This is a genomic window from Oceaniserpentilla sp. 4NH20-0058, assembly GCF_040371755.1.
GTDB lineage: Bacteria > Pseudomonadota > Gammaproteobacteria > Pseudomonadales > Oceanobacteraceae > Bermanella.
Genome location: NZ_BAABWE010000002.1, coordinates 418878 through 440811, shown reverse-complemented (window position 1 = coordinate 440811; position 21934 = coordinate 418878). Strand labels below are relative to the sequence as shown.

Here is a 21934-nt window from a genome sequence, read left to right as displayed (position 1 = left end):
TCAGCGTTCAGCGTTCAGCGTTCAGCGTTCAGCGTTCAGCGTTCAGCGTTCAGCGTTCAGCGTTTTTCCGGTATAAAAAAAGGCCACCGAAGTGACCTTTTCTATCAAGCTATAACTTTGCAATAAATTACTTAGCTTTTTCTGCTTGGCGTTCTTTTTCTTCAGCAATGACTTTCTCAGATACTGATGCAGGGCATGCAGAGTAATGAGAGAATTCCATTGAGAATTGACCGCGACCAGAGGTCATAGTACGTAGGTGTCCGATGTAACCAAACATTTCAGATAGTGGAACGTCTGCTTTAATACGTACACCAGAACCTGCAGCTTCTTGACCAGAGATCATACCGCGACGACGGTTAAGGTCACCGATAACATCACCAACGTGATCTTCAGGTGTGAACACGTCAACCTTCATCACAGGCTCAAGAAGTTGAGCGCCTGCTTTAGGAATAGACTGACGGAAAGCACCACGTGCTGCTAATTCGAACGCAACCGCAGAGGAGTCAACCGCGTGGAAGCCACCGTCAAACAGTTCAATTTCAACGTCTAATACTGGGAAGCCAGCTAGAACACCCGTTTGCATCATGCCTTTGAAGCCTTTTTCAATGGCAGGGAAGAATTCTTTAGGTACGTTACCGCCCACAACAGTTGAGGAGAAAGTAAAGCCAGAATTCTGTTCACCAGGTTTGATGCGGTAATCGATCTTACCAAATTGACCAGAACCACCAGACTGTTTCTTGTGGGTGTAGGTATCTTCAACTTCTTTGGTGATGGTTTCGCGGTAAGCAACTTGTGGTTCACCAACAATTAGATCAACACCGAAGGTACGCTTAAGGATGTCTACTTTAATGTCTAGGTGTAGCTCGCCCATACCACGAAGGATGGTTTGGCCACTGTCTTCATCAGTATGAACAAGGAATGTAGGATCTTCTGCAACCATTTTACCGATTGCGATACCCATTTTCTCAGCGCCACCCTTGTCTTTAGGTGTAACGGCGATAGAGATTACAGGCTCAGGGAATACCATGGCTTCAAGGGTACATTCATGTTTAGGATCACATAGTGTGTGACCAGTTTGAACGTTCTTCATGCCCACAATCGCGATGATGTCACCGGCTTGTGCAGAATCAAGTTCTTTACGCTCATCGGCTTCCATTTCACACATACGGCCAACACGCTCAGTTTTACCGGTGAACGAGTTAAGGATAGTGTCGCCTTTATTTAATTTACCAGAGTAAATACGCACGAAAGTCAGGGCACCAAAACGGTCATCCATGATTTTAAATGCAAGGGCGCGGAAAGGCTCGTCTACAGAAACGATTGCAGAATCACCAGTTGGTTCACCTACTTCATCAGTTAGAGGCTGAGGAATTACGTCAGTTGGGCTTGGTAGGTAATCAACTACGGCATCGAGGATAAGTTGGATGCCTTTGTTTTTGAACGCTGAACCACAGTAAGTAGGGAAGAATGCAAGATCACGAGTACCTTTACGGATGCAACGCTTGATGTCTTCCATAGATGGCTCTTCGCCTTCCATGTACGCCATCATTAAATCGTCGTCTTGCTCAACAGCGGTTTCAATTAGCTGTTCACGGTACATTTCAGCATCTTCAACCATGTCGGCAGGGATGTCTTGGATTTCATAGTTTTCAGGCTGACCTGAGTCATCCCAAACGTATGCTTTACGGGTTAGTAGGTCAACCACACCCACGAAGTCATCTTCACGGCCAATTGGAAGAACCATGATTAATGGCTTAGCTGCTAGTACGTTTTCTACTTGATCAACAACACGGAAGAAGTCTGCACCCAAACGGTCAAGTTTGTTTACGAAGATGATACGGGAAACGCCCGACTCATCGGCATAACGCCAGTTAGTTTCTGATTGAGGCTCAACACCGCCAGAACCACAGAATACACCGATGCCGCCATCTAGCACTTTAAGAGAACGATATACTTCAACGGTGAAGTCAACGTGCCCAGGAGTATCGATCACGTTCATGCGGTGATCTTTCCAGAAGGTAGTGATAGCTGCTGATTGAATGGTAATACCGCGCTCAGCTTCTTGTTCCATGAAGTCAGTCGTAGATTCACCATCGTGAACCTCACCAGTCTTATGGATTTTACCAGTAAGCTTAAGGATACGCTCGGTAGTGGTAGTCTTGCCCGCATCTACGTGGGCGAAAATACCAATATTTCTGTATTTTGATAGGTCTGACATAACTTGCTCGACATTGCAGGGTAAAAATCGCCGCAGAGTTTAATGGCTTTGGCGACGATATTGAACAAAAAAATAGCAGGATTACCTTTTTATAGGCGAAATTTTGTAAAATAGCTCAAAATATCCTGAAATCTGCACTCGGTGAGTGATTTTGGAGGCGCATCTTAGCATATTTCAGGGTGAAAAAAATCGGCGTGTTATTCATCAAGAGGGAGCTTATGGGGGTAAACCTCTTGGTTGGCATTAATCGACTATTGCAACCAGAATGTGCCCCCTTGAGTTTCTAAAAATGATTTTGCTTGATCTCCTTGCAGCATGGCAAGTGTTGATAGAATGCCTGCTTCAATACATGTTCCGGCGGCGATGGAAATAGATCTAGGCGGGTTTTCCACTGGCCAGCCTGTTTTTGGGTTAAGAATGTGTCCATAACGTTTACCTTGGAATTCAAAATACTGAATCGTAGTACCGCTAGTGGTGATGGCGCCAGATCGAATATCGATGTAGGCGGTTGGGTTAGTAGTATCGGCGTTCTCGATCCCTGTGCGCCAAGGCTTGTTGTTGGCTCTTGGGCCGCTGACGCGTAAATCCCCACCGAAGTTAATCAAAAAAGGCCAAGGGCAGTGAGTTTTCATAATTTGCCAGCATTTATCCACAGCGTATTCTTTGCCTATCCCTCCTAGATCAATCTCCATACCTTTAGGTAGCGATATGGAGGTCTCTGTACGTATTACTTTCTCCCAGCCAATAAAAGGAAGAATCTCATTGATTTTACTTTGTTCCGGTGGGCGTTTCATAGTTTTGAAGTTCCAAACTCGGCGTAAGGCACCTGAAGTAACATCAAATAGGCCGTCGCTAATATGAAAGCATTGGTCAGCAAAATTCATCAGAGACATGAATTCTTCATCCATGGTGCACGTTTCGTGATGGTTGATTTTGTACAGCAAATTATCATCGCGATATCGACTGAATTTCTGTTCGATTCGCCAAGCTTCATTGGCAACGAGCTGCAGCGGAGCGTTTGCAGCATAATATTCAGGAGCTTCAATTAGTACCTGACAGGGGCTAGCCATGGCTTGGAATTGAACTTGATGCAACGATGTACTTTTATTAAAACTAAAGCGTATATTTGACAACGTTCATATTCCAAATAATTTTCTGGTTAATTAGTGCTAGGTTTGAGTGTTTAGTCACAGTCATATCTTGGATATTTCTGCATGATAATGGCCATATTTAATCGGGCCAGACTAGCAGGTAATATCATGGCAAATCCATTTTTTCGGCCACTTATTGGCTTGTTTGTATGCTGCTCTATCGTAGCATGTAAACCCAGTGAACCAGAAGGCAGTGCGTCTGGAGGCGATAAGACGCTTGCCTATGATTTTTCATTATCACAAAGCGAATTTGATGCTTTGTCGGCTGAAAATCAATTTATGGTGGCCAATAAATTATTGTCAACCATGTATCGAGGTGTGCCGGTTGATGAGTTTTTCGATTTGACTCAGGGCCTTGAAGAGCCAGTCATCCAATATACAAATTTTATTGAGAGTACTCAAACGGCTCTTAATACTAGAATGACGGATGAACAAATCATCAGTGTTGAGCAAGATATATTTGGTTTAGATGACAATATTGAAACAGAAGATGTAGATGAATCCACCCCTGCGCGATTTACTAATATTGATAATAACGAGCCTCACCAAATTTTCATGGCGCGTAATCAGGCTTATCCATTAAGTAAAAATCAAATGGAGCAATGGATGAGTTTTTTTCTGGCGAACACAATTATGTTTTCACCAGCCCGTGAAATGGACAGCACCAATAATCAAGATGTTGACCGCGTTCTAGGTTACCTTTCAACGCAATTAAGCAATGATGCAAGTATGCGTGAAACAGTGAGAGGTTGGTTGCATAATCTAAGCCGCTGGCGAGTATCACGCTCGCCGGAAAATCATGCTCTTGAAATGTTTGAACTGTATTTAGGTGTATTTAATGACACAGAGGAAGAACAGCAAAACACCATCAATGGCGGTAAGGCTTGCAGTGAGTGGTACTTAACCGATAACAATGCCGACTATCAGTTACTAAAAGACAATACACAAAATGGCATTAAGGAACCTGTAAAAGTGTTTGACCAGTATATAACCAGTTGTGAAGATTTATACGATATCGTTGCAGGTCATCCGTTGTTGGTGCCTCGTATGGTAGAAGTCATTACCAATTACTTCTTAGATGGTATGTCTGTTGAAGAAAAACTTGAAGTGGTAGAAGCCATTGTGGCCACTAACCCTGAAACCTTCCAAGATGTGTTTTTAGCGATTATGTATTCCAAAGCATTCTTATTGGAAAGTACACGGCCTAAAACTTTTGAAGAAAATGCCTTTAACTTTTTGCACGCTATGCATTACAACTCTCGTGCTAATTCGTATCCATTAGATCGTGCGATATTAGATAGAGTTTATGATTCATCTAATAATGGAAACTTAATTGGCCTTCATAATATGGGCTGGGCGGCCATGGATTATAAAATCGGTCGCACCCCATTTTTACCTATGGATGTATTAAGTTTTGCTGCTTACCATAAAGCCATTCGTGAGTCGGTACTTCTTAATACACGGGCATACGATGGAAGATACTTTCCAGAAACAGAAGACTTTACTGAGGAAACGCCTCCAAGAGAGCCAACCATTGAAATCGTAGATGGTGCATTTTATGTAACCGGTACTGAAAACTTAAAGCCTGAGATGGAAAGCTTGTCACCTGAGGAGTTTATTGATTTTAACTTTTTGACCGCTATGGGTCGCAGGGCTACCGCTGAAGAAACAACCGCGCTGATTGCTGAGGGCGAGGTCCGTGATTACCTAAGATATTATGAGAACGAATCAGGTGTTGATGAGTTATCACTAAGGCGCTCGGGCGGCGGTGATGATGAGCTATATGAATATTGGGCGGATGATTACGCACAAATGATACTGGATTACATTTCCCGGTTACCTGAATTTTATTATTACCGCGCTGTGCAGTAGGAGAAAAACAATGAAACGTCGTGATTTTTTGAAAATGACTTCTGCGCTGCCGGTCGGTTTAAGCATGTCTGGTTTGGCGCAAAAGGCTTATGCCGCAAGCCCTATTTATTCCAATGTGAGTGTGACAGCGCCAGCAGTAATGCCTCAGGTGATTAATATTTTTATGTATGGTGGTGCATCGGAATTAGCGGGTAATTTATCGAACATTGCGGATATTAATATGCATTCACAAAATGATTATTCAGATGGCAACGCATTTCGAGAAACCATTTTGCAAGCTGCTACCGATAATGACCCAAATAATCGCAATCGTTTTCAGGATGGTCAAATAACTACCAATAGCTTTTGGAAAGAAGCTGGTGGTACTCACATGGAAGATATGCTCGCTGCAAATGATATGACGGTGTACCGAACTATTTTCAAGCAAGTGAATGCGACTCGCTCTCACCGTGACAGTATTTTTATGTCACATAAGGGTACGCTTGATATCGAAAACTCCCCCGGTATTGGCTCTCGTTTAGCTTTAATGTTGCTTCAAAATAAGTCTAGTTATGAAGGTATCGCAAGCTTGGGTGATGGTACAACAATTACCAATATTGAAGAGTTAACACTGCCGTTTGTCTCGTTTGAAGGGGATACCCAGACTTATGCGTTAGACCCAGAAAATACCATTCCATTGCAATTTCGTGGGTTGACAATGGATAGCAGTTTCAATAATCCATACAGCCGTAATTTGGGGCGGTATAGTGGTGATTCAGAGGACTTTATTCAAAGTTTAGTGACCTCTCGATTGCAAGCCATCGAAAGCAATCGTACTCAGTACTCTTCAGCTTGGGATGGCTTTGAAAAGCGCGCAGAATTAGAATCTAAAATGGCTGATTTAGATGCCTTGCTTGATGATACAACAGGCAGTGCTACCTCTTTGGGGATTACTTATCCAAACACTAGCTTTGCACGCCAGCTAGAGGCAGCTGTGACTCTTGCTATTCATAACCCAGAAACCTTGTATATGGCAGTGGGTACACCGGGTTTGGGTGGGTGGGATGATCACAATAATGGTATAGACCGTTATGCCAATCGCATGAATGATTTGATGGAAGCTATAAAAGTGGCCATGTCTCATATTAAGGCGGCAGAGGGTGTTTCTGAAACCATTGGAGGGAATACTCGTACAGACACTGGCAATATTATCATTAATGTATTTGGTGATTTCGGCCGTTTGGTAAACTTAAATGGTTCGGGTGGTTGGGATCACGCAAACAACCAGAACCTATATACCTTTGGAGGGGCTAGTGTACGCCCTGCTAACGAGGCTGCTAAGCTTGGCCAGGTGGTGGGGGTAACTCGTCGTGAGGGCACCAGCAAAACCAACAACCAATACACAGTGCCAGTGGTAAGTGCGCAGGATCCTACATGGGAGCCAATGTCGGTTGCATCTTCTATTTATCAATATTTCGGGGCTACAAACTCGCCAATTTTAACGGCAGACCCTATGAATCTTGATGGTTTTGAGACCTTTTCAGATAAATTGCCATCTATCACTTAATGCTTGAGTAAACCCCAAAGAGCCCTATTCATGGAAACTGAATAGGGCTTTTTTGTTTGGGGTGGGTGTTAATTGTTGTGGCAAAAAAAATCCTACCCACTTGCATGGGTAGGATGTGAGTCATACATGACCTTGTTTATGGTTAATCAAATCCTTTACCTAGAGCAATGGTGAAAAAGATCGCATCACGTTCCTCTATCACAGCATCAGTGAACTGACGGCTAATATAAGCAAGCCTAAAATCAATGGAGTTGGCGGAGCTGGTTTTGTATTGATACTTTAAACCGGCAGTAATGCTTAACATTTCTCCGAGCCTCGGGTCAGAAGACACAAATTCAGGCAGGTTTGACAAGTTGCCATCTGCGCTCAAAATGGTGCGTTGATAAAAATCAGCGGCTTGTTGCTGGTAAATTCGTCCAAATGGTTCAAGTAGTGATTTGTTGTTTAACTCAAAGCTGTAGCTGGACTCAACCGTATGGGAATTCAAATCCCAGCTATCTTGGTAGTAGCGATAACTAATATTAAAGTGATTTCCACTGCTGGGCAGTTCATGCACTAATTTACTGTATAGCGCAAAACGCTGGCGTTCATCGGGACGTTTCTCAAACAACGTGGTGAACTCACTGTCTTGCTCGTCGGCGACACTAATGATTTTATACGGGTCAGTGTGATAGCCAAGGGAAGTACTATAGCTGAAATTTAACATGGCAGCGGTACGTTGGTTAATGACCTTGGTAACACCAAGTAAGAAGTCATAGGTGTTTTTACTGCCTGTGCCCACATACAGTTGATCATCTAGCTCAGAAAGAGGAACAGGGGTCTGCTCGTTACTTTGGCTAACTTTATCAACCGACGCACCAATTGCAGCGCTAAAGGTATATGCTTTATCTTCGCTGTCTTTTTCAATGCCGATACCGCCACCAACCGCTGTATAGTCACCTTCAACAGACACATAGGTACTTACGTTACTGCGAATTAAGCGTTGCCACTCGTGACCCCAAGTGCCGTTAATGGCGAGGCGAGTATCGTCAAATGGTACAGTGCCCCCTGCGCTGCCAGCGCTAAAGCCGCCACCACCGGATACTCCAGTAACAGTAACAGAACCATTACCTGGTAGAGCTCCGGTAGGTGTCGAGCCGGTAAGGGTATCGAATACCACGCCTAGTTTGACGGTGTCTTTATCGCTTAAATTACCGTCAATCATCGCCATAAATGTATCAACTGTTATGTAGTCACTCTCTTGGTAAAAAAGATAGCCAACATCCACATTCCAGCTATTGTAGAGCTCAATGTTTTCAGTAGCTTCGGCCCCTGTTGCTTGTTCGCCTAAAAGAGCACCTGCAGCTAAAGCCAATTTTTGTTTGATTTTATTAGTTACAGCCACAGCCGCCGCCTCCTACACTCTTACCACCGGTGGACCCTTCGGTAGAAAAATAAATGTGTTCATCCACATAGTTATCGATGGGATCTCCCTGTAGGGACATCTGCTTTTTAGCCAGAATGCCTTTTTGCCAAGGTTTGACCTCTTCGGACTTAAACATGGGATCAAGGAAGCTACAGCCTTGAATACCCGCCAATACACACAGTAAGCACAAACTTTTACGCATAGTGAGACCTCAGTTTCAATGAGCCAACTATATCAGTAGTCATAGTGTGAAAATTTGAGGTGCGTACCAAAATCTAAGGAAGTTGCCTTATATTTAGAAAAACTCACTGATGGTTGTGTGAGTTTTAAGCAGTGGGGGCAGGATATTGTATTTTAAGGTGTGATCAAAAGTGAGGCTTATTGGATCTAAGTGCTTAATTTCTAATCGGAATATAGTGAAAATCCTGCCTGATCAAATTTTCAGCGTATCGCTTTGCAGCCCCCGAAATAACTGGGTTTTGAGGGGTGGTTATTTCTTGACAGGTTGACCATACACGATTACAATTCGCGTCCCTTTAAAAAGGGGTAAGCGGAATTTATGTTTCATTATCGGAGTTCTTGGTTATGCAAAACCAGAAAATTCGTATTCGGCTGAAGGCCTTTGACCATCGCCTGATCGACCAGTCTACGCAAGAAATCGTGGAAACGGCTAAGCGTACTGGAGCACAGGTTCGTGGTCCTATACCGCTGCCCACACGTAAAGAGCGTTTAACTATATTGATTTCACCGCACGTCAACAAAGACGCGCGTGACCAATATGAGATTCGTACACACAAGCGCATGCTCGACATTGTTGAGCCTACAGAAAAGACTGTAGACGCGCTTATGAAATTGGATCTTGCTGCGGGTGTTGAAGTTCAAATTAGCCTAGGTTAATTCGAAAAAACTTTAATAAACGGAGCTAGAACTTTTTTCTAGTGTAACGCTTTTTGGGCGGCCATAGTGGGTATTCAGCCCCGTACACAAGAGGTATTAAAATGGCACTTGGATTAGTAGGTAAAAAAGCGGGTATGACTCGCGTATTTACTGAAGACGGCGCATCTGTACCAGTTACTGTAATCGAAGTTACACCTAACCGTGTATCTCAGGTTAAAACCACAGAAACTGACGGCTACAACGCTGTGCAAGTTACTGCAGGTAGCAAGAAGGCATCTCGCGTGTCTAAAGCTGCTGCTGGTCACTTTGCAAAAGCAAACGTAACTGCAGGTGACGCATTGTTAGAATTTCGTACTGATGAAGTAGCGGAATTAAATGTTGGTGATGAATTAACAGTTGCTCGCTTTGAAGCGGGTCAGATTGTTGATGTAACAGGCCAATCTAAAGGTAAAGGTTTCCAAGGTGGTGTTAAACGCTGGAATTTCTCCATGCAAGACGCTACTCACGGTAACTCCTTATCACACCGTGCACCTGGTTCTATCGGCCAATGTCAAACACCTGGTCGTGTTTGGAAAGGCAAAAAGATGGCAGGCCACATGGGCGCTGAGCGCGTAACAACTCAAAACCTTGAGATTGTTCGTGTAGACGCGGAAAGCAACTTAATTCTGGTTAAAGGCGCGCTTCCAGGTGCGACTGGTGGTCAATTGATCATTAAGCCAGCGATTAAAGCTCGCGGATAAGGGGAGTGACAATGGATATCAATGTTCAAGGTGGTTCCACTGTTAGCGTTTCTGATGCAGCGTTTGCTCGTGATTATAACGAGTCATTAGTTCATCAGTTGGTAACAGCGTACCTAGCTGGCGCACGTCAAGGTTCTAAAGCACAAAAGAGCCGTTCTGATGTGAGCGGTGGTGGTGCTAAGCCATGGCGTCAAAAAGGTACTGGCCGTGCTCGTGCTGGTACTTCTCGTGGTCCAATCTGGCGTTCAGGTGGCGTAACATTCGCTGCTCGTCCACGTGACTACGATCAAAAACTTAACAAAAAGATGTATCGCGCAGCGATGCAGGCTATTTGGTCTGAGCTTGTTCGTCAGGATCGTTTAGTAGTTGTAGACAGCTTCGAAGTAGCTGACCACAAAACTAAAGGTTTCACTGCGAAATTGGCTGGACTGGATCTAGCTAACGTTCTTATTGTTGATCAAGAGATCGATAAGAACCTATACCTAGCTTCTCGTAACGTACCACACGTTGCAGTATCTGAAGCGGGTTCAGTAGATCCTGTTAGCCTGGTTTCTTTCGAAAAAGTGCTTGTAACTGTATCGGCACTTAAGAAAGTAGAGGAGATGTTAGGATGAACCAAGAGCGTATCTATAAAGTTCTACTTGGGCCTCACATCTCTGAGAAAGCAACAGTAGCAGCTGATGACGGTCAATTCGTTTTCCGCGTAGCACCTGATGCAACCAAGCCAGAAATTAAAGCGGCGGTTGAGCAATTGTTCGAAGTTAAAGTTCGTAACGTACAAGTGCTTAACCTTAAAGGTAAAACCAAGCGTACAGCGCGTGGCATGGGTAAACGTAACGACGTGCGTAAAGCATATGTTCGTCTAGCCGATGGCCATGACATTGACTTCGCTGACGTCGAGTAATAGGAGTAGTTAAGATGGCATTAGTAAAAACCAAGCCAACTTCTGCCGGACGCCGTCACGTTGTTAAGGTTGTTAACGCAGATCTTCACAAAGGTCGTCCGCACTCTGCATTGACAGAGAAACAAGGTAAGTCTGGTGGTCGTAATAACAACGGTCGCATTACCACTCGTCACGTTGGCGGTGGTCATAAACAGCTTTACCGTATCGTTGACTTCAAGCGTAACAAAGATGGTATCCCAGCCAAAGTAGAACGTCTGGAATATGATCCAAACCGTAGTGCAAATATCGCACTTGTTTGTTATGCCGATGGTGAGCGTCGTTATATTTTGGCCCCTAAAGGCCTAAACGCTGGTGATCAGATTATTTCTGGTGAAACCGCGCCAATCAAAGTAGGTAGCACTATGGCAGTGCGCAACATGCCTCTTGGTAGCGTGATTCACAACATCGAGCTTAAGCCAGGTAAAGGCGGCCAAATGGCCCGTTCTGCTGGTACTTCTGCTCAGTTGATCGCCAAAGAAGGTGCATACGTTACTCTACGTTTACGCTCTGGTGAGATGCGTAAGATACTTGCTGATTGTCGCGCTACTTTAGGCGAAGTAAGTAACTCTGAGCACAGCCTACGTCAACTAGGTAAAGCTGGTGCTAAGCGCTGGCGTGGTGTTCGCCCAACTGTCCGTGGTGTAGCGATGAACCCGGTTGATCACCCACATGGTGGTGGTGAAGGTCGTACTTCTGGTGGCCGTCATCCTGTAACACCTTGGGGCGTTCCAACTAAGGGTTATAAAACTCGTAAGAATAAGCGTACAGACAATATGATTGTCCGTCGTCGTTCTAAATAACGGATAGGGTGAATTAGATGCCACGTTCATTGAAAAAAGGTCCTTTCGTTGATCATCATTTGATGGCGAAAGTTGAGACCGCTCTAGAAAAAGGTGACCGCAAGCCAATTAAAACTTGGTCTCGCCGCTCTACTATTTTCCCAGAGTTTGTTGGATTGACCATCGCTGTACACAACGGACGTCAACACGTTCCTGTGTTAGTAAGCGAAGAAATGGTAGGTCACAAGTTAGGCGAATTCGCCGGTACTCGTACTTACAAAGGTCATGTTGCAGATAAAAAGGCCAAGAGGTAATTGAGATGGAAACAGTCGCTAAATTAAAAAGCGCTCGTTTATCTGCTCAGAAAGGCCGATTGGTCGCCGATCAAATTCGCGGCAAATCTGTAGCAGACGCTTTAAACATTTTGTCTTTCAGCCCTAAAAAGGGTGCAGAGTTAATCAAGAAAGTTCTTGAGTCTGCAATTGCTAACGCTGAGCACAACGATGGTGCTGACGTTGACGAGCTGAAAGTTTCAACAATCTTTGTTGACGAAGCTATGACTATGAAACGTATTCGCCCTCGTGCGAAGGGACGCGCAGATCGCATCCTAAAGCGTACATGTCATATCACCGTTAAGGTAGCAGAGGTCTAGGTCATGGGTCAGAAAGTACATCCAACAGGTATACGCCTGGGCATTACCAAAGATCACAACTCTGTTTGGTATGCAGGCAAAGATAAATACGCAGATCAGTTACTAACTGACATCCAAGTGCGCTCTACAATTGAGAAGCGTCTTGAGAAAGCATCAGTAAGTAAAGTGGTAATTGAGCGTCCAGCTCAAACTGCGAAAATCACCATTCACACTGCCCGTCCAGGTATCGTGATTGGTAAAAAAGGTGAAGATGTTGATAAGTTGCGTCAAGACGTATCAGCAATGATGGGCGTGCCCGTTCACCTGAACATCGAAGAAATTCGCAAGCCGGATCTAGATGCAAAATTAGTTGGTCAGTCAGTGGCTAGCCAATTAGAGCGTCGCGTGATGTTCCGTCGTGCCATGAAGCGTGCAGTACAAAACGCTATGCGCGGTGGTGCTGAAGGTATCAAGATCCAGGTGAGTGGTCGTTTAGGCGGTGCAGAAATCGCACGTGCAGAATGGTATCGTGAAGGTCGTGTACCTTTGCATACTCTACGTGCTGATATCGATTACGCTACTTATGAAGCACACACAACTTACGGTGTTATTGGCATCAAAGTGTGGATCTTCAAAGGCGAAATCCTAGGTGGTATCGATGAAGTTCGTGCCCGCGCTAAAAGTGGCGGTGCTAAAAAGCAACGCCAAGCGAAGTAAGGGGAGCGTAGAAGATGTTACAACCTAAACGCACAAAATTCCGTAAGATGATGAAAGGCCGTAACCGCGGTCTTGCGAAAGGATCTAAAGTTAGCTTTGGCGAATATGGCCTTAAAGCAACTGGTCGTGGACGCATCACTGCTCGTCAGATCGAAGCGGCTCGTCGTGCCATGAACCGTAAGATCAAACGTGGTGGTAAAATCTGGATTCGTATCTTCCCTGACAAGCCGATTACCAGCAAGCCTCTAGAGGTTCGTCAGGGTAAAGGTAAGGGTAACGTTGAATACTGGGTATGCCAGATTCAGCCAGGTCGTGTCCTATATGAGATGGAAGGTGTTAGTGAAGAACTAGCCCGTGAAGCCTTCTCACTTGCTGCAGCCAAGCTACCCGTTTCAACTACATTTGTAACGCGGACGGTGATGTGATGAACGCACAAGACTTACGTGAAAAATCTGCCGACGAACTCAACGTTGAGTTAAAAGGCTTGTTAGCGGACCAATTTAAATACCGCATGCAAAAGGCGACTGGCCAACTAGGTCAAACCCATTTGCTAAAAGAAGTGCGTCGCGATATTGCGCGCGTTAAAACCATCATCAACCAGAAAGCAGGTGAATGATTATGGCTGAAGCGATTGTACGTACACTTCAAGGTAAGGTCGTTAGCGACAAAATGGACAAAACCATTACTGTTTTGATTGAGCGTCGCGTTAAGCACCCAATCTACGGTAAGTTTGTTAAACGCTCCACTAAGCTGCACGCGCATGACGAACAGAACGAATGCACCATCGGTGATACTGTTTCTGTACGCGAATGTCGTCCGCTATCAAAGTCCAAAACTTGGACATTGGTAAGCGTTGACGAACGTGCAACCAAGGTGTAGGCCCAGAGAAGATAATTGGAGCTATAGACCATGATTCAGACACAAACAATGCTAGACGTTGCTGATAACAGCGGCGCAAAGCGCGTAATGTGTATTAAAGTACTGGGCGGATCTCATCGTCGTTACGCGCGTGTGGGTGATCTAATTAAAGTTACTGTTAAGGAAGCAATTCCACGCGGTAAAGTTAAAAAAGGTCAAGTGTTAGATGCTGTTGTTGTTCGCACTAAAGCGGGCGTACGTCGTCAAGACGGATCTTTGATTCGTTTCGATGGTAACGCTGCTGTTTTATTGAATGCCAGCCAAGCACCAGTCGGTACTCGTATATTCGGACCTGTGACTCGTGAACTTCGTACTGAAAAGTACATGAAGATCGTGTCATTAGCTCCTGAAGTACTGTAGGAGGCGTGTTATGAAAAAGATTCGTCGTGAAGATGAAGTAATTGTAATCGCCGGTAAAGACAAAGGTAAGCGCGGAAAAGTTAACCGCGTTCTACCTGACGGTCGTTTGATCGTTGCCGGTGTTAACATGATTAAGAAACACCAAAAGCCAAACCCATACCTAGGTCAACCAGGTGGCATCGTTGAAAAAGAAGCGGGTATTCAAGCTTCTAACGTTGCGATCTTTAATCCTAAGTCTGGTAAAGCAGATCGTGTTGGTTTCTCAGTGATTGATGGCGGACAAAAAGTTCGTGTATTCAAATCCACTGGCGAACAAGTTGACGCATAAGGGTGCCACTATGTCTCGTTTAAAAGATTTATACAAAAGCGAAGTGGTAGCCAAGCTGCAAGAAGAATTTGGCTACCAAAACATCATGGAAGTGCCAAAAGTAACCAAAATTACCCTAAACATGGGTGTTGGTGAAGGCATCGGTGATAAGAAACAAGTTGACGCTGCTGTTGCAGATTTAGAACAACTATCTGGTCAAAAAGTAGTTGTAACTAAAGCACGCAAATCAGTAGCAGGCTTTAAAGTTCGTGAAGGCTGGCCAATCGGTTGTAAAGTGACTCTACGTGCAGATCGCATGTGGGATTTCATGGACCGTTTGGTAGATATCGCCCTTCCGCGTGTACGTGACTTCCGTGGCCTGAACGGTAAATCGTTCGACGGTCGTGGTAACTACAGCATGGGTGTTAAAGAGCAGATCATTTTCCCTGAAATCGAATACGATAAAGTGGATAAAGTTCGTGGTCTTGACATCACTGTGACCACTACTGCGCGTACTAACGATGAAGGCCGTGCTCTACTTCGTGCACTGAACTTCCCGTTCCGTAACTAAGGAGTAGGACTATGGCTAAAGTTTCGATGAAACAGCGCGAGCTGAAGCGCGAAAAATTAGTGGCTAAATACGCTGAGAAGCGTGAAGCGTTACTGGCAATTATTAAAAACCATGAATCTTCTGAAGAAGATGTATGGAATGCGCAAATGGCGCTACAAAAATTGCCACGTGACTCTTCTAAGAGCCGCTTACAAAACCGTTGTCAATTAACGGGCCGCCCACATGGCGTGTACCGTAAATTCAAACTTTCTCGCATCATGATTCGCGAGCAAGGAATGATGGGCAACATCCCAGGTCTTAAAAAGGCCAGTTGGTAAGCATTCCCCATTAGCTCGGCTCATCGGCCGGGCAATTGGGTCGCTGCACAACAGAGAGGTTAAAGCATGAGTATGCAAGATACTTTGGCGGATATGATCACTCGTATTCGCAATGCGCAGGGCGCTGGTAAAGCCACTGTTGCAATGCCTTCTTCCAAAGTGAAGGCGTCTGTAGCTGAAGTTCTAAAGAGCGAAGGTTACATTGCAGATTTTAAGGTTGACGGAGACGTTAAACCAACATTAAACATCGACCTTAAGTACTACGAAGGTAAGCCTGTAATTGAGAGCATCAAACGTGTTTCTCGCCCAGGTCTTCGTACTTACAAGGCGACAACTGATCTACCTAAAGTAGAAGCGGGCCTAGGCATCGCAATTATTTCTACTTCTAAAGGTATCATGACTGATCGTGCAGCTCGTGCTGCTGGTATCGGTGGTGAAGTGATTTGTACGGTATTCTAAGAGGAGTTTGAGATGTCTCGTATAGCAAAAGCTCCTGTTGCCCTACCGGATGGCGTAGAAGTTAAAATTTCTGACGCTCAAATCACTATTAAGGGTAAGCAAGGATCATTAAATTTAGATCTGCACTCTTCAGTTGCTGTTAAGCAAGAAGAAAATGTACTGACATTCGCACCAACAGATGGCGCGAAAAAGTCAAATGCATTGGCAGGTACATTCCGTTCATTGGTCAACAATATGGTGACTGGTGTTAGTCAGGGTTTTGAAAAGAAATTAGTTTTGCAAGGTGTTGGTTACCGTGCAAAAGCGTCTGGTTCAACTCTGAATCTATCGCTAGGTTTTTCTCACCCTGTTGATTATGTGCTTCCAGAAGGCGTAAAAGCTGAAACTCCTACTCAAACTGAGATCGTGATCAAAGGTTTGGATAAACAACAAGTAGGTCAAGTTGCAGCGGAAATTCGCGGTTACCGTCCTCCTGAACCTTATAAAGGTAAAGGTGTACGTTATGCTGACGAAAATGTACGTCGTAAAGAAGCCAAGAAGAAATAGGGTTTAGATCATGAACGAGAAGAAAACAGCGCGTATTCGTCGTGCTCGCCGTTCTCGCGTTAAGATGCGTGAACTAGGTGCGACCCGTCTGTGTGTAAACCGTACTCCACGTCATATTTACGCTCAGATCATTTCGTCCGATGGTGCTCAAGTTTTGGCAACCGCTTCGACAGTAGAGAAAGATCTACGTGAAGGTAAAACCGGTAACGCTGAAGCCGCAGCAAAAGTAGGCCAGCTAATAGCTGAGCGTGCGATTGCGAAAGGCATCAAAAAAGTAGCTTTTGATCGCTCTGGTTTTAAATACCACGGCCGTTTAAAAGCTTTAGCAGATGCAGCCCGCGAAGGCGGCCTGGAATTCTAAGGGGCGATTAACATGGCAAATGAACGTGTAGAACGCAATGGCGAAGGCGACCTTCAAGAGAAGCTAGTCCAAGTTAACCGCGTTGCAAAAGTAGTAAAAGGTGGCCGTATCTTCGGTTTCACTGCGTTAACCGTAGTGGGCGATGGTAAAGGCAAAGTAGGTTTCGGTCGTGGTAAGGCTCGCGAAGTTCCAACAGCTATTCAAAAAGCTATGGACAGTGCGAAGCGTAACATGATCACTGTACAGCTTGATGGCGATACGTTGCAGTACCCGGTGAAGGCCCGTCACGGAGCTTCTAAGGTATACATGCAGCCTGCATCTCAAGGTACTGGTATTATTGCCGGTGGCGCCATGCGTGCCGTACTTGAAATCGTAGGTGTACATAACGTGTTAGCGAAGTGCTACGGCTCTACCAATCCGGTAAACGTGGTACGTGCTACTGTGAATGGCCTTCGCGAAATGCGTAGTCCTGAACAGGTAGCTGCCAAGCGCGGTAAATCTGTAGAAGAAATTCTGGGGTAATCCGACATGGCAAAAGTTAAAGTAACACAAACTCGCAGTACTATTGGCAAGCTACCTAAGCACATCGCTACGATGAAAGGCTTAGGACTTCGCCGTATTGGTCACACAGTAGAACTTGAAGACACTGACGCGGTTCGCGGCATGATCAACAAGGTTTACTACATGGTGAAAGTGGAGGCAGAGTAATATGAAACTTAATGCTCTTAGCCCAGCACCAGGTTCTCGTCCTTCTAGCAAGCGTGTTGGCCGTGGTATCGGTAGCGGCTTAGGAAAGACTGGCGGACGTGGTCACAAAGGTCAAAAATCTCGTTCTGGCGGTCGTGTGAAGCCAGGTTTCGAGGGTGGTCAGATGCCTTTACAGCGTCGTCTACCAAAATTTGGTTTTACTTCACGTCAAGCACAGTATGTAGCTGAAATTCGTCTTAACGAATTAGCCGCTGCTGGTGTAGACGTAGTAGACCTAGACGCATTGAAAAAAGCCGATATCATCGGTGACAAAATCAAGCGTGCACGCGTGATTCTATCTGGCGAAATCAAGAAAGCTGTAACCGTTAAAGGTCTTAAAGTGACCAAAGGCGCGAAAGCTGCAATTGAAGCCGCTGGTGGTAAAATAGAAGAATAAGGACCACTTAGATGGCTAAGCAAGGCTCACAACCAACAGGAATGGCACCCGCAGGACTCGGCGAACTTTGGTCTCGTATTAAGTTCGTTATCCTAGCGATTGTCGTATACCGTATCGGCGCTCATATTCCGGTACCCGGTATCAACCCTGATCGTCTAGCGGCATTGTTCGAACAAAACCAAGGGACCATCTTGAGCATGTTCAACATGTTCTCTGGTGGCGCCCTTGAGCGTATGTCGATCTTTGCACTAGGTATCATGCCGTACATATCTGCCTCTATTATTATGCAGCTATTGACGGCGGTGAGCCCGCAGCTTGAAGCCCTCAAAAAAGAGGGTGAAGCTGGTCGTCGTAAAATCAGTCAGTACACCCGCTACGGCACTGTGCTGTTAGCGTTAGTTCAAGCCTTCGGTGTATCCGCAGGCTTGGCTAGTCAAGGTGTGTCGTTTGATGCGTCTCCACTGTATTACTTAACAGCTGTTTCATCATTTGTATGTGGCGCTGTTTTCTTAATGTGGTTGGGCGAACAAGTGACAGAGCGTGGTATCGGTAACGGTATCTCACTACTGATTTTTGCCGGTATTGTTGCAGGCTTGCCTGGTGCCATCGGTCAATCTTTTGAATCTGCTCGTCAGGGTGATACTAACATCGCATTGTTGTTAGCCATTGCCGTACTTGCAGTATTGATTGTTGCATTCGTTGTGTTCGTAGAACGTGGTCAACGTCGCATCGCAATCAATTACGCTAAGCGTCAGCAAGGTCGCAAAGTTTTTGCGGCTCAAAGCAGTCACTTACCACTTAAAATCAACATGGCAGGTGTAATTCCACCAATCTTCGCCTCATCTATCCTACTGTTTCCGGCTTCAATCGGTCAGTGGTTTGGACGTACTGAAGGTATGGAATGGTTACAGGATGTGTCTTTAGCCCTTGGGCCAAGCCAACCTCTATACCTAATCCTGTTTTCCTTAGCGGTAATCTTCTTCTGCTACTTCTATACCGCCTTGATGTTTAACAGCAAGGACATATCGGAGAACCTTAAGAAGTCTGGAGCATTCATTCCAGGTATCCGCCCAGGACAACAAACCGCCCAATATGTTGATGGTGTGCTAGGTCGATTAACTTTATTTGGCGCTTTATACATAACTGCTGTATCATTGCTGCCCCAATTCTTGGTGGTGGCGGCCGACGTGCCGTTCTACTTTGGTGGTACCTCATTACTAATCGTAGTGGTGGTAGTCATGGACTTTATGTCACAAGTGCAATCTCATCTGATGTCTCATCAGTACGAAAGCCTTATGAAGAAGTCAAATTTGAATGGTATTGGCGGCGGTTTGGTACGCTAATCAGAGTCTCTGGAGACTTTCAATGAAAGTACGTGCTTCAGTGAAGAAGATTTGCCGTGAATGTAAAATCATTCGTCGTAACGGCAGTGTGCGTGTGATCTGTACAGATCCTAAGCACAAACAACGTCAAGGTTAATCCCCGCCGACGTTGTAATGGGGGATAGGCTTAATCGGTCAGAGTTTGCGCTCTGGCCGAGGATTCTTTATTGTGCCTATCCAGATAAAGGCATCAACACGCATTAAAATGCGTGAGATGGGGTGAAAAATGGCTCGTATAGCCGGTGTAAACATTCCTGACAACAAACATGCGGTCATTTCATTGACCTACGTGTTCGGTGTTGGCTTGCCTACTGCTAAGCAAATATGTAAAGCAGTTGGTATTGAAGAATCAACTAAAATTGCTGATCTTTCTGACGAAAAGTTAGATGAGATCCGTTCAGAAGTTGGCAAATTTACTGTAGAAGGTGATCTTCGCCGTGAAGTATCCATGAGCATCAAGCGATTGATGGATCTTGGTTGTTTCCGCGGTATTCGTCATCGTCGCAGTTTGCCTCTACGTGGACAGCGCACTAAAACAAATGCGCGTACCCGTAAGGGCCCACGTAAGCCAATTAAACGTTAATAAGGCAGGGTTGATTTATGGCAAAGCCACAACGTAACGTTAAGAAAAAAATTAAAAAGTCCGTCGTAGACGGCGTGGCGCACATCCATGCGTCATTTAACAACACTATCGTAACCATTACTGACCGTCAGGGTAATGCTCTATCTTGGGCAACTGCAGGTGGTTCTGGTTTCCGTGGTTCTCGTAAGAGTACCCCTTTCGCTGCACAGGTTGCTGCGGAACGCGCTGGTGAAGCCGCAAAAGAGTATGGTTTGAAAAACCTAGACGTGGAAGTTAAAGGTCCAGGTCCTGGTCGTGAATCAGCTGTTCGTGCATTAAATGCATGCGGTTACAAGATTGGCAACATTACTGATGTGACACCTATACCTCACAACGGTTGCCGTCCACCTAAGAAACGTCGCGTATAAGGGGACAGAACTATGGCTCGATATATAGGTCCTAAGTGTAAGCTGTCTCGTCGTGAAGGTACTGACCTTTTCTTGAAGAGCGGCGTTCGTGCACTAGACTCAAAATGTAAATTAGAAACCAAGCCAGGTGTACACGGTGCAGGCCGTGGACGTTTGTCTGACTATGGTTTACAGCTACGTGAAAAGCAAAAAGTTCGTCGTATTTACGGCATTCTTGAAAAGCAATTCCGTGGTTATTATAAAGAAGCAGCACGTGTCAAAGGTGCGACTGGTGAAAACCTACTTCAGCTTCTTGAAACTCGATTGGATAACGTGGTTTACCGTATGGGCTTTGGCTCAACACGCTCTGAAGCACGTCAATTGGTATCTCACAAGGCGATTTCTGTTAACGGTCAAACCGTAAACATCCCTTCTTATAACATTAAGAGCGGAGATGTGGTTGCTGTACGTGAAAAGGCGAAGAATCAACTACGTATTAAAGGTGCACTAGATTTAGCATCTCAGCGTGGTGATCTAGCTTGGATCGACGTTGATGCCAAAAAAATGGAAGGTACGTTCAAAGCAGTTCCTGAACGTTCTGAGTTATCAGCCGAGATCAATGAACAGTTGATCGTCGAATTGTACTCTAAGTAATATAGAACAGGGGCAGCTATGCAGCGTTCAGTGAACGAATTTCTAACTCCGCGCCATATTCAGGTTGAGCAGGTTAGCAATACTCAGGCGAAAGTAACTCTGGAGCCATTAGAACGTGGCTTTGGCCACACTTTAGGTGCTGCGTTGCGTCGTATCCTTCTCTCTTCTATGCCTGGCGCCGCCATCGTAGAAGTTGAAATTGAAGGTGTTCTTCATGAGTACAGCACCATTGAAGGCGTACAAGAAGACGTAATCGAAATCTTGTTAAACCTAAAAGGTGTGGCAGTTAAACTGCACGAACGTGAAGAAGCTTATCTGACTCTACACAAATCTGGCCAAGGTCAGGTTACTGCTGCTGATATCCAATTGGATCACGGCGTTGAAGTTGCAAACCCAGAACACGTTATCGCCAACTTGGCTGATAAAGGTGAACTGAAGATCAACATCAAAGTTGCAGCAGGTCGTGGATACGAGACTGTAGAGTCTCGCAACCAGAACGAAGAAGAGACAAAAGCAATTGGTAAATTGCAGTTAGATGCGACATACAGCCCAGTTAAGCGTGTAGCTTACGGTGTTGAAAATGCTCGTGTCGAACAGCGTACTGATTTGGATAAGCTAGTTATCGACCTAGAAACTAACGGCACCATTGAGCCAGAAGAAGCGATTCGTCGCTCTGCTACCATCCTGCAGCAACAGCTAGCAGTGTTTGTAGACTTGCAAAATGAAGCTGAACCAGAACCAGAAGAAATAGAAGACGAGATTGATCCGATTCTACTTCGTCCGGTAGATGATCTAGAGCTAACAGTACGTTCTGCAAACTGCTTGAAAGCGGAAAACATTTACTACATCGGTGATCTGATTCAGCGCACCGAAGTTGAGTTGCTGAAAACCCCTAACTTGGGTAAGAAGTCATTAACTGAAATTAAAGACGTCTTGGCTTCTCGCGGTTTGTCTCTTGGTATGCACCTAGAGAACTGGCCACCAGCTAGTTTGAAGAAAGACGACAAAGCGCTTGCCTAAGGCAGGTTTGAGGTAAGGAATTAAAAC

At 45.1% G+C, this 21934-nt stretch carries 33 protein-coding genes; 29 read left to right on the top strand and 4 right to left on the bottom strand.

The window, feature by feature from the left end; genetic code table 11:
* Nucleotides 1-127: 127 nt before the first annotated feature.
* Both fusA and ABWV45_RS05230 read right to left on the bottom strand, forming a co-directional pair.
* Complete coding sequence (gene fusA / locus ABWV45_RS05235) at nt 128-2218, bottom strand: elongation factor G (RefSeq protein WP_353349387.1); 2091 nt, start codon at nt 2216-2218, stop codon at nt 128-130.
* Between the two features lie 251 nt (nt 2219-2469).
* Entirely contained in the window at nt 2470-3312 is an 843-nt protein-coding gene (locus ABWV45_RS05230) for an FAD:protein FMN transferase (RefSeq protein ID WP_353349385.1), read from the bottom strand.
* A 165-nt stretch (nt 3313-3477) separates the two neighbouring features.
* Between ABWV45_RS05230 and ABWV45_RS05225 the strand changes: the two genes are divergently transcribed.
* A complete protein-coding gene (locus ABWV45_RS05225) occupies nt 3478-5241 on the top strand; it encodes a hypothetical protein (protein ID WP_353349383.1) in 1764 nt (587 codons plus the stop codon).
* 10 nt (nt 5242-5251) lie between these two features.
* Nucleotides 5252-6787: a DUF1501 domain-containing protein gene (locus tag ABWV45_RS05220; protein WP_353349381.1), complete on the top strand. Its 1536-nt coding sequence runs from the start codon at nt 5252-5254 to the stop codon at nt 6785-6787.
* A 142-nt stretch (nt 6788-6929) separates the two neighbouring features.
* Here the strand turns inward: ABWV45_RS05220 and ABWV45_RS05215 are convergent, their stop codons facing one another.
* Nucleotides 6930-8171: a DUF3570 domain-containing protein gene (locus ABWV45_RS05215; RefSeq protein WP_353349379.1), complete on the bottom strand. Its 1242-nt coding sequence runs from the start codon at nt 8169-8171 to the stop codon at nt 6930-6932.
* On the bottom strand, nt 8158-8394 hold the full coding sequence (locus ABWV45_RS05210) for a DUF4266 domain-containing protein (RefSeq protein ID WP_353349377.1): 237 nt from the start codon (nt 8392-8394) through the stop codon (nt 8158-8160). Before ABWV45_RS05210 ends, ABWV45_RS05215 begins: the two co-directional genes overlap by 14 nt.
* Nucleotides 8395-8777: 383 nt before the next feature.
* Between ABWV45_RS05210 and rpsJ the strand changes: the two genes are divergently transcribed.
* The 27 genes from rpsJ to ABWV45_RS05075 all read left to right on the top strand — a co-directional run bounded on the left by rpsJ (nt 8778) and on the right by ABWV45_RS05075 (nt 21907).
* Nucleotides 8778-9089 carry a 30S ribosomal protein S10 gene (rpsJ, locus tag ABWV45_RS05205; RefSeq protein WP_353349375.1) on the top strand — a complete coding sequence of 104 codons (312 nt, stop codon included), beginning with the start codon at nt 8778-8780 and terminating at the stop codon, nt 9087-9089.
* 101 nt (nt 9090-9190) lie between these two features.
* Nucleotides 9191-9829, top strand: a complete 639-nt coding sequence (rplC, locus tag ABWV45_RS05200; RefSeq protein WP_353349373.1) for a 50S ribosomal protein L3 — start codon at nt 9191-9193, stop codon at nt 9827-9829.
* A gap of 11 nt (nt 9830-9840) precedes the next feature.
* Nucleotides 9841-10443 carry a 50S ribosomal protein L4 gene (gene rplD, locus ABWV45_RS05195; protein WP_353349371.1) on the top strand — a complete coding sequence of 201 codons (603 nt, stop codon included), beginning with the start codon at nt 9841-9843 and terminating at the stop codon, nt 10441-10443.
* Nucleotides 10440-10733: a 50S ribosomal protein L23 gene (rplW, locus tag ABWV45_RS05190; RefSeq protein WP_353349369.1), complete on the top strand. Its 294-nt coding sequence runs from the start codon at nt 10440-10442 to the stop codon at nt 10731-10733. Before rplD ends, rplW begins: the two co-directional genes overlap by 4 nt.
* Before the next feature lie 14 nt (nt 10734-10747).
* Nucleotides 10748-11572, top strand: coding sequence for a 50S ribosomal protein L2 (gene rplB / locus ABWV45_RS05185; RefSeq protein ID WP_353349367.1), 825 nt, complete (start codon nt 10748-10750; stop codon nt 11570-11572).
* 17 nt (nt 11573-11589) lie between these two features.
* A complete protein-coding gene (rpsS, locus tag ABWV45_RS05180) occupies nt 11590-11865 on the top strand; it encodes a 30S ribosomal protein S19 (protein ID WP_353349365.1) in 276 nt (91 codons plus the stop codon).
* A 5-nt stretch (nt 11866-11870) separates the two neighbouring features.
* Nucleotides 11871-12203, top strand: coding sequence for a 50S ribosomal protein L22 (gene rplV / locus ABWV45_RS05175; protein ID WP_353349364.1), 333 nt, complete (start codon nt 11871-11873; stop codon nt 12201-12203).
* Nucleotides 12204-12206: 3 nt separating this feature from the next.
* Nucleotides 12207-12899: a 30S ribosomal protein S3 gene (gene rpsC, locus ABWV45_RS05170; protein WP_353349363.1), complete on the top strand. Its 693-nt coding sequence runs from the start codon at nt 12207-12209 to the stop codon at nt 12897-12899.
* A 14-nt stretch (nt 12900-12913) separates the two neighbouring features.
* Nucleotides 12914-13324, top strand: a complete 411-nt coding sequence (gene rplP / locus ABWV45_RS05165; RefSeq protein WP_353349361.1) for a 50S ribosomal protein L16 — start codon at nt 12914-12916, stop codon at nt 13322-13324.
* Nucleotides 13324-13515, top strand: coding sequence for a 50S ribosomal protein L29 (gene rpmC / locus ABWV45_RS05160; protein ID WP_353349359.1), 192 nt, complete (start codon nt 13324-13326; stop codon nt 13513-13515). The genes rplP and rpmC overlap by 1 nt, the downstream gene beginning before the upstream one ends.
* A 2-nt stretch (nt 13516-13517) precedes the next feature.
* Entirely contained in the window at nt 13518-13778 is a 261-nt protein-coding gene (rpsQ, locus tag ABWV45_RS05155) for a 30S ribosomal protein S17 (RefSeq protein ID WP_353349357.1), read from the top strand.
* 30 nt (nt 13779-13808) lie between these two features.
* The gene (gene rplN, locus ABWV45_RS05150) at nt 13809-14177 is read left to right on the top strand and encodes a 50S ribosomal protein L14 (protein ID WP_353349355.1); all 369 of its coding nucleotides are present in this window, start codon (nt 13809-13811) and stop codon (nt 14175-14177) included.
* 10 nt (nt 14178-14187) lie between these two features.
* Nucleotides 14188-14505 (top strand): 50S ribosomal protein L24, encoded by a 318-nt coding sequence (rplX, locus tag ABWV45_RS05145; RefSeq protein WP_353349353.1) that lies wholly within the window; start codon nt 14188-14190, stop codon nt 14503-14505.
* Nucleotides 14506-14515: 10 nt separating this feature from the next.
* Nucleotides 14516-15055, top strand: a complete 540-nt coding sequence (gene rplE, locus ABWV45_RS05140; RefSeq protein WP_353349351.1) for a 50S ribosomal protein L5 — start codon at nt 14516-14518, stop codon at nt 15053-15055.
* Nucleotides 15056-15066: 11 nt separating this feature from the next.
* On the top strand, nt 15067-15372 hold the full coding sequence (gene rpsN, locus ABWV45_RS05135; protein ID WP_353349349.1) for a 30S ribosomal protein S14: 306 nt from the start codon (nt 15067-15069) through the stop codon (nt 15370-15372).
* 66 nt (nt 15373-15438) lie between these two features.
* Nucleotides 15439-15831, top strand: coding sequence for a 30S ribosomal protein S8 (gene rpsH / locus ABWV45_RS05130; protein ID WP_353349347.1), 393 nt, complete (start codon nt 15439-15441; stop codon nt 15829-15831).
* A gap of 12 nt (nt 15832-15843) precedes the next feature.
* On the top strand, nt 15844-16377 hold the full coding sequence (gene rplF / locus ABWV45_RS05125) for a 50S ribosomal protein L6 (RefSeq protein ID WP_353349345.1): 534 nt from the start codon (nt 15844-15846) through the stop codon (nt 16375-16377).
* Nucleotides 16378-16387: 10 nt separating this feature from the next.
* Nucleotides 16388-16738, top strand: coding sequence for a 50S ribosomal protein L18 (gene rplR, locus ABWV45_RS05120; RefSeq protein WP_353349343.1), 351 nt, complete (start codon nt 16388-16390; stop codon nt 16736-16738).
* A 12-nt stretch (nt 16739-16750) separates the two neighbouring features.
* Entirely contained in the window at nt 16751-17260 is a 510-nt protein-coding gene (gene rpsE, locus ABWV45_RS05115) for a 30S ribosomal protein S5 (protein WP_353349341.1), read from the top strand.
* Between the two features lie 6 nt (nt 17261-17266).
* On the top strand, nt 17267-17446 hold the full coding sequence (gene rpmD, locus ABWV45_RS05110) for a 50S ribosomal protein L30 (RefSeq protein ID WP_283788375.1): 180 nt from the start codon (nt 17267-17269) through the stop codon (nt 17444-17446).
* 1 nt (nt 17447) lies between these two features.
* Nucleotides 17448-17882, top strand: a complete 435-nt coding sequence (gene rplO / locus ABWV45_RS05105; protein WP_353349339.1) for a 50S ribosomal protein L15 — start codon at nt 17448-17450, stop codon at nt 17880-17882.
* 11 nt (nt 17883-17893) lie between these two features.
* Nucleotides 17894-19225: a preprotein translocase subunit SecY gene (gene secY, locus ABWV45_RS05100; RefSeq protein WP_353349337.1), complete on the top strand. Its 1332-nt coding sequence runs from the start codon at nt 17894-17896 to the stop codon at nt 19223-19225.
* Nucleotides 19226-19247: 22 nt separating this feature from the next.
* Complete coding sequence (gene rpmJ, locus ABWV45_RS05095; RefSeq protein WP_068440836.1) at nt 19248-19361, top strand: 50S ribosomal protein L36; 114 nt, start codon at nt 19248-19250, stop codon at nt 19359-19361.
* 129 nt (nt 19362-19490) lie between these two features.
* Entirely contained in the window at nt 19491-19847 is a 357-nt protein-coding gene (gene rpsM, locus ABWV45_RS05090; RefSeq protein ID WP_353349335.1) for a 30S ribosomal protein S13, read from the top strand.
* Nucleotides 19848-19864: 17 nt separating this feature from the next.
* On the top strand, nt 19865-20254 hold the full coding sequence (gene rpsK / locus ABWV45_RS05085; protein WP_283788371.1) for a 30S ribosomal protein S11: 390 nt from the start codon (nt 19865-19867) through the stop codon (nt 20252-20254).
* 12 nt (nt 20255-20266) lie between these two features.
* Nucleotides 20267-20887 (top strand): 30S ribosomal protein S4, encoded by a 621-nt coding sequence (gene rpsD, locus ABWV45_RS05080; RefSeq protein WP_353349333.1) that lies wholly within the window; start codon nt 20267-20269, stop codon nt 20885-20887.
* Nucleotides 20888-20905: 18 nt separating this feature from the next.
* Nucleotides 20906-21907 carry a DNA-directed RNA polymerase subunit alpha gene (locus ABWV45_RS05075; RefSeq protein WP_353349331.1) on the top strand — a complete coding sequence of 334 codons (1002 nt, stop codon included), beginning with the start codon at nt 20906-20908 and terminating at the stop codon, nt 21905-21907.
* Nucleotides 21908-21934: the final 27 nt, after the last annotated feature.

Excerpts from the sequence above, each read along its gene's own strand:
- fusA (WP_353349387.1), bottom strand. The coding sequence starts at position 2,218 with ATGTCAGACCTATCAAAATACAGAAATATTGGTATTTTCGCCCACGTA.
- ABWV45_RS05225 (WP_353349383.1), top strand. The coding sequence starts at position 3,478 with ATGGCAAATCCATTTTTTCGGCCACTTATTGGCTTGTTTGTATGCTGC.
- ABWV45_RS05220 (WP_353349381.1), top strand. The coding sequence starts at position 5,252 with ATGAAACGTCGTGATTTTTTGAAAATGACTTCTGCGCTGCCGGTCGGT.
- ABWV45_RS05210 (WP_353349377.1), bottom strand. The coding sequence starts at position 8,394 with ATGCGTAAAAGTTTGTGCTTACTGTGTGTATTGGCGGGTATTCAAGGC.
- rpsJ (WP_353349375.1), top strand. The coding sequence starts at position 8,778 with ATGCAAAACCAGAAAATTCGTATTCGGCTGAAGGCCTTTGACCATCGC.
- rplC (WP_353349373.1), top strand. The coding sequence starts at position 9,191 with ATGGCACTTGGATTAGTAGGTAAAAAAGCGGGTATGACTCGCGTATTT.
- rplD (WP_353349371.1), top strand. The coding sequence starts at position 9,841 with ATGGATATCAATGTTCAAGGTGGTTCCACTGTTAGCGTTTCTGATGCA.
- rplW (WP_353349369.1), top strand. The coding sequence starts at position 10,440 with ATGAACCAAGAGCGTATCTATAAAGTTCTACTTGGGCCTCACATCTCT.
- rplB (WP_353349367.1), top strand. The coding sequence starts at position 10,748 with ATGGCATTAGTAAAAACCAAGCCAACTTCTGCCGGACGCCGTCACGTT.
- rpsS (WP_353349365.1), top strand. The coding sequence starts at position 11,590 with ATGCCACGTTCATTGAAAAAAGGTCCTTTCGTTGATCATCATTTGATG.
- rplV (WP_353349364.1), top strand. The coding sequence starts at position 11,871 with ATGGAAACAGTCGCTAAATTAAAAAGCGCTCGTTTATCTGCTCAGAAA.
- rpsC (WP_353349363.1), top strand. The coding sequence starts at position 12,207 with ATGGGTCAGAAAGTACATCCAACAGGTATACGCCTGGGCATTACCAAA.
- rplP (WP_353349361.1), top strand. The coding sequence starts at position 12,914 with ATGTTACAACCTAAACGCACAAAATTCCGTAAGATGATGAAAGGCCGT.
- rpmC (WP_353349359.1), top strand. The coding sequence starts at position 13,324 with ATGAACGCACAAGACTTACGTGAAAAATCTGCCGACGAACTCAACGTT.
- rpsQ (WP_353349357.1), top strand. The coding sequence starts at position 13,518 with ATGGCTGAAGCGATTGTACGTACACTTCAAGGTAAGGTCGTTAGCGAC.
- rplN (WP_353349355.1), top strand. The coding sequence starts at position 13,809 with ATGATTCAGACACAAACAATGCTAGACGTTGCTGATAACAGCGGCGCA.
- rplX (WP_353349353.1), top strand. The coding sequence starts at position 14,188 with ATGAAAAAGATTCGTCGTGAAGATGAAGTAATTGTAATCGCCGGTAAA.
- rplE (WP_353349351.1), top strand. The coding sequence starts at position 14,516 with ATGTCTCGTTTAAAAGATTTATACAAAAGCGAAGTGGTAGCCAAGCTG.
- rpsN (WP_353349349.1), top strand. The coding sequence starts at position 15,067 with ATGGCTAAAGTTTCGATGAAACAGCGCGAGCTGAAGCGCGAAAAATTA.
- rpsH (WP_353349347.1), top strand. The coding sequence starts at position 15,439 with ATGAGTATGCAAGATACTTTGGCGGATATGATCACTCGTATTCGCAAT.
- rplF (WP_353349345.1), top strand. The coding sequence starts at position 15,844 with ATGTCTCGTATAGCAAAAGCTCCTGTTGCCCTACCGGATGGCGTAGAA.
- rplR (WP_353349343.1), top strand. The coding sequence starts at position 16,388 with ATGAACGAGAAGAAAACAGCGCGTATTCGTCGTGCTCGCCGTTCTCGC.
- rpsE (WP_353349341.1), top strand. The coding sequence starts at position 16,751 with ATGGCAAATGAACGTGTAGAACGCAATGGCGAAGGCGACCTTCAAGAG.
- rpmD (WP_283788375.1), top strand. The coding sequence starts at position 17,267 with ATGGCAAAAGTTAAAGTAACACAAACTCGCAGTACTATTGGCAAGCTA.
- rplO (WP_353349339.1), top strand. The coding sequence starts at position 17,448 with ATGAAACTTAATGCTCTTAGCCCAGCACCAGGTTCTCGTCCTTCTAGC.
- secY (WP_353349337.1), top strand. The coding sequence starts at position 17,894 with ATGGCTAAGCAAGGCTCACAACCAACAGGAATGGCACCCGCAGGACTC.
- rpmJ (WP_068440836.1), top strand. The coding sequence starts at position 19,248 with ATGAAAGTACGTGCTTCAGTGAAGAAGATTTGCCGTGAATGTAAAATC.
- rpsM (WP_353349335.1), top strand. The coding sequence starts at position 19,491 with ATGGCTCGTATAGCCGGTGTAAACATTCCTGACAACAAACATGCGGTC.
- rpsK (WP_283788371.1), top strand. The coding sequence starts at position 19,865 with ATGGCAAAGCCACAACGTAACGTTAAGAAAAAAATTAAAAAGTCCGTC.
- rpsD (WP_353349333.1), top strand. The coding sequence starts at position 20,267 with ATGGCTCGATATATAGGTCCTAAGTGTAAGCTGTCTCGTCGTGAAGGT.
- ABWV45_RS05075 (WP_353349331.1), top strand. The coding sequence starts at position 20,906 with ATGCAGCGTTCAGTGAACGAATTTCTAACTCCGCGCCATATTCAGGTT.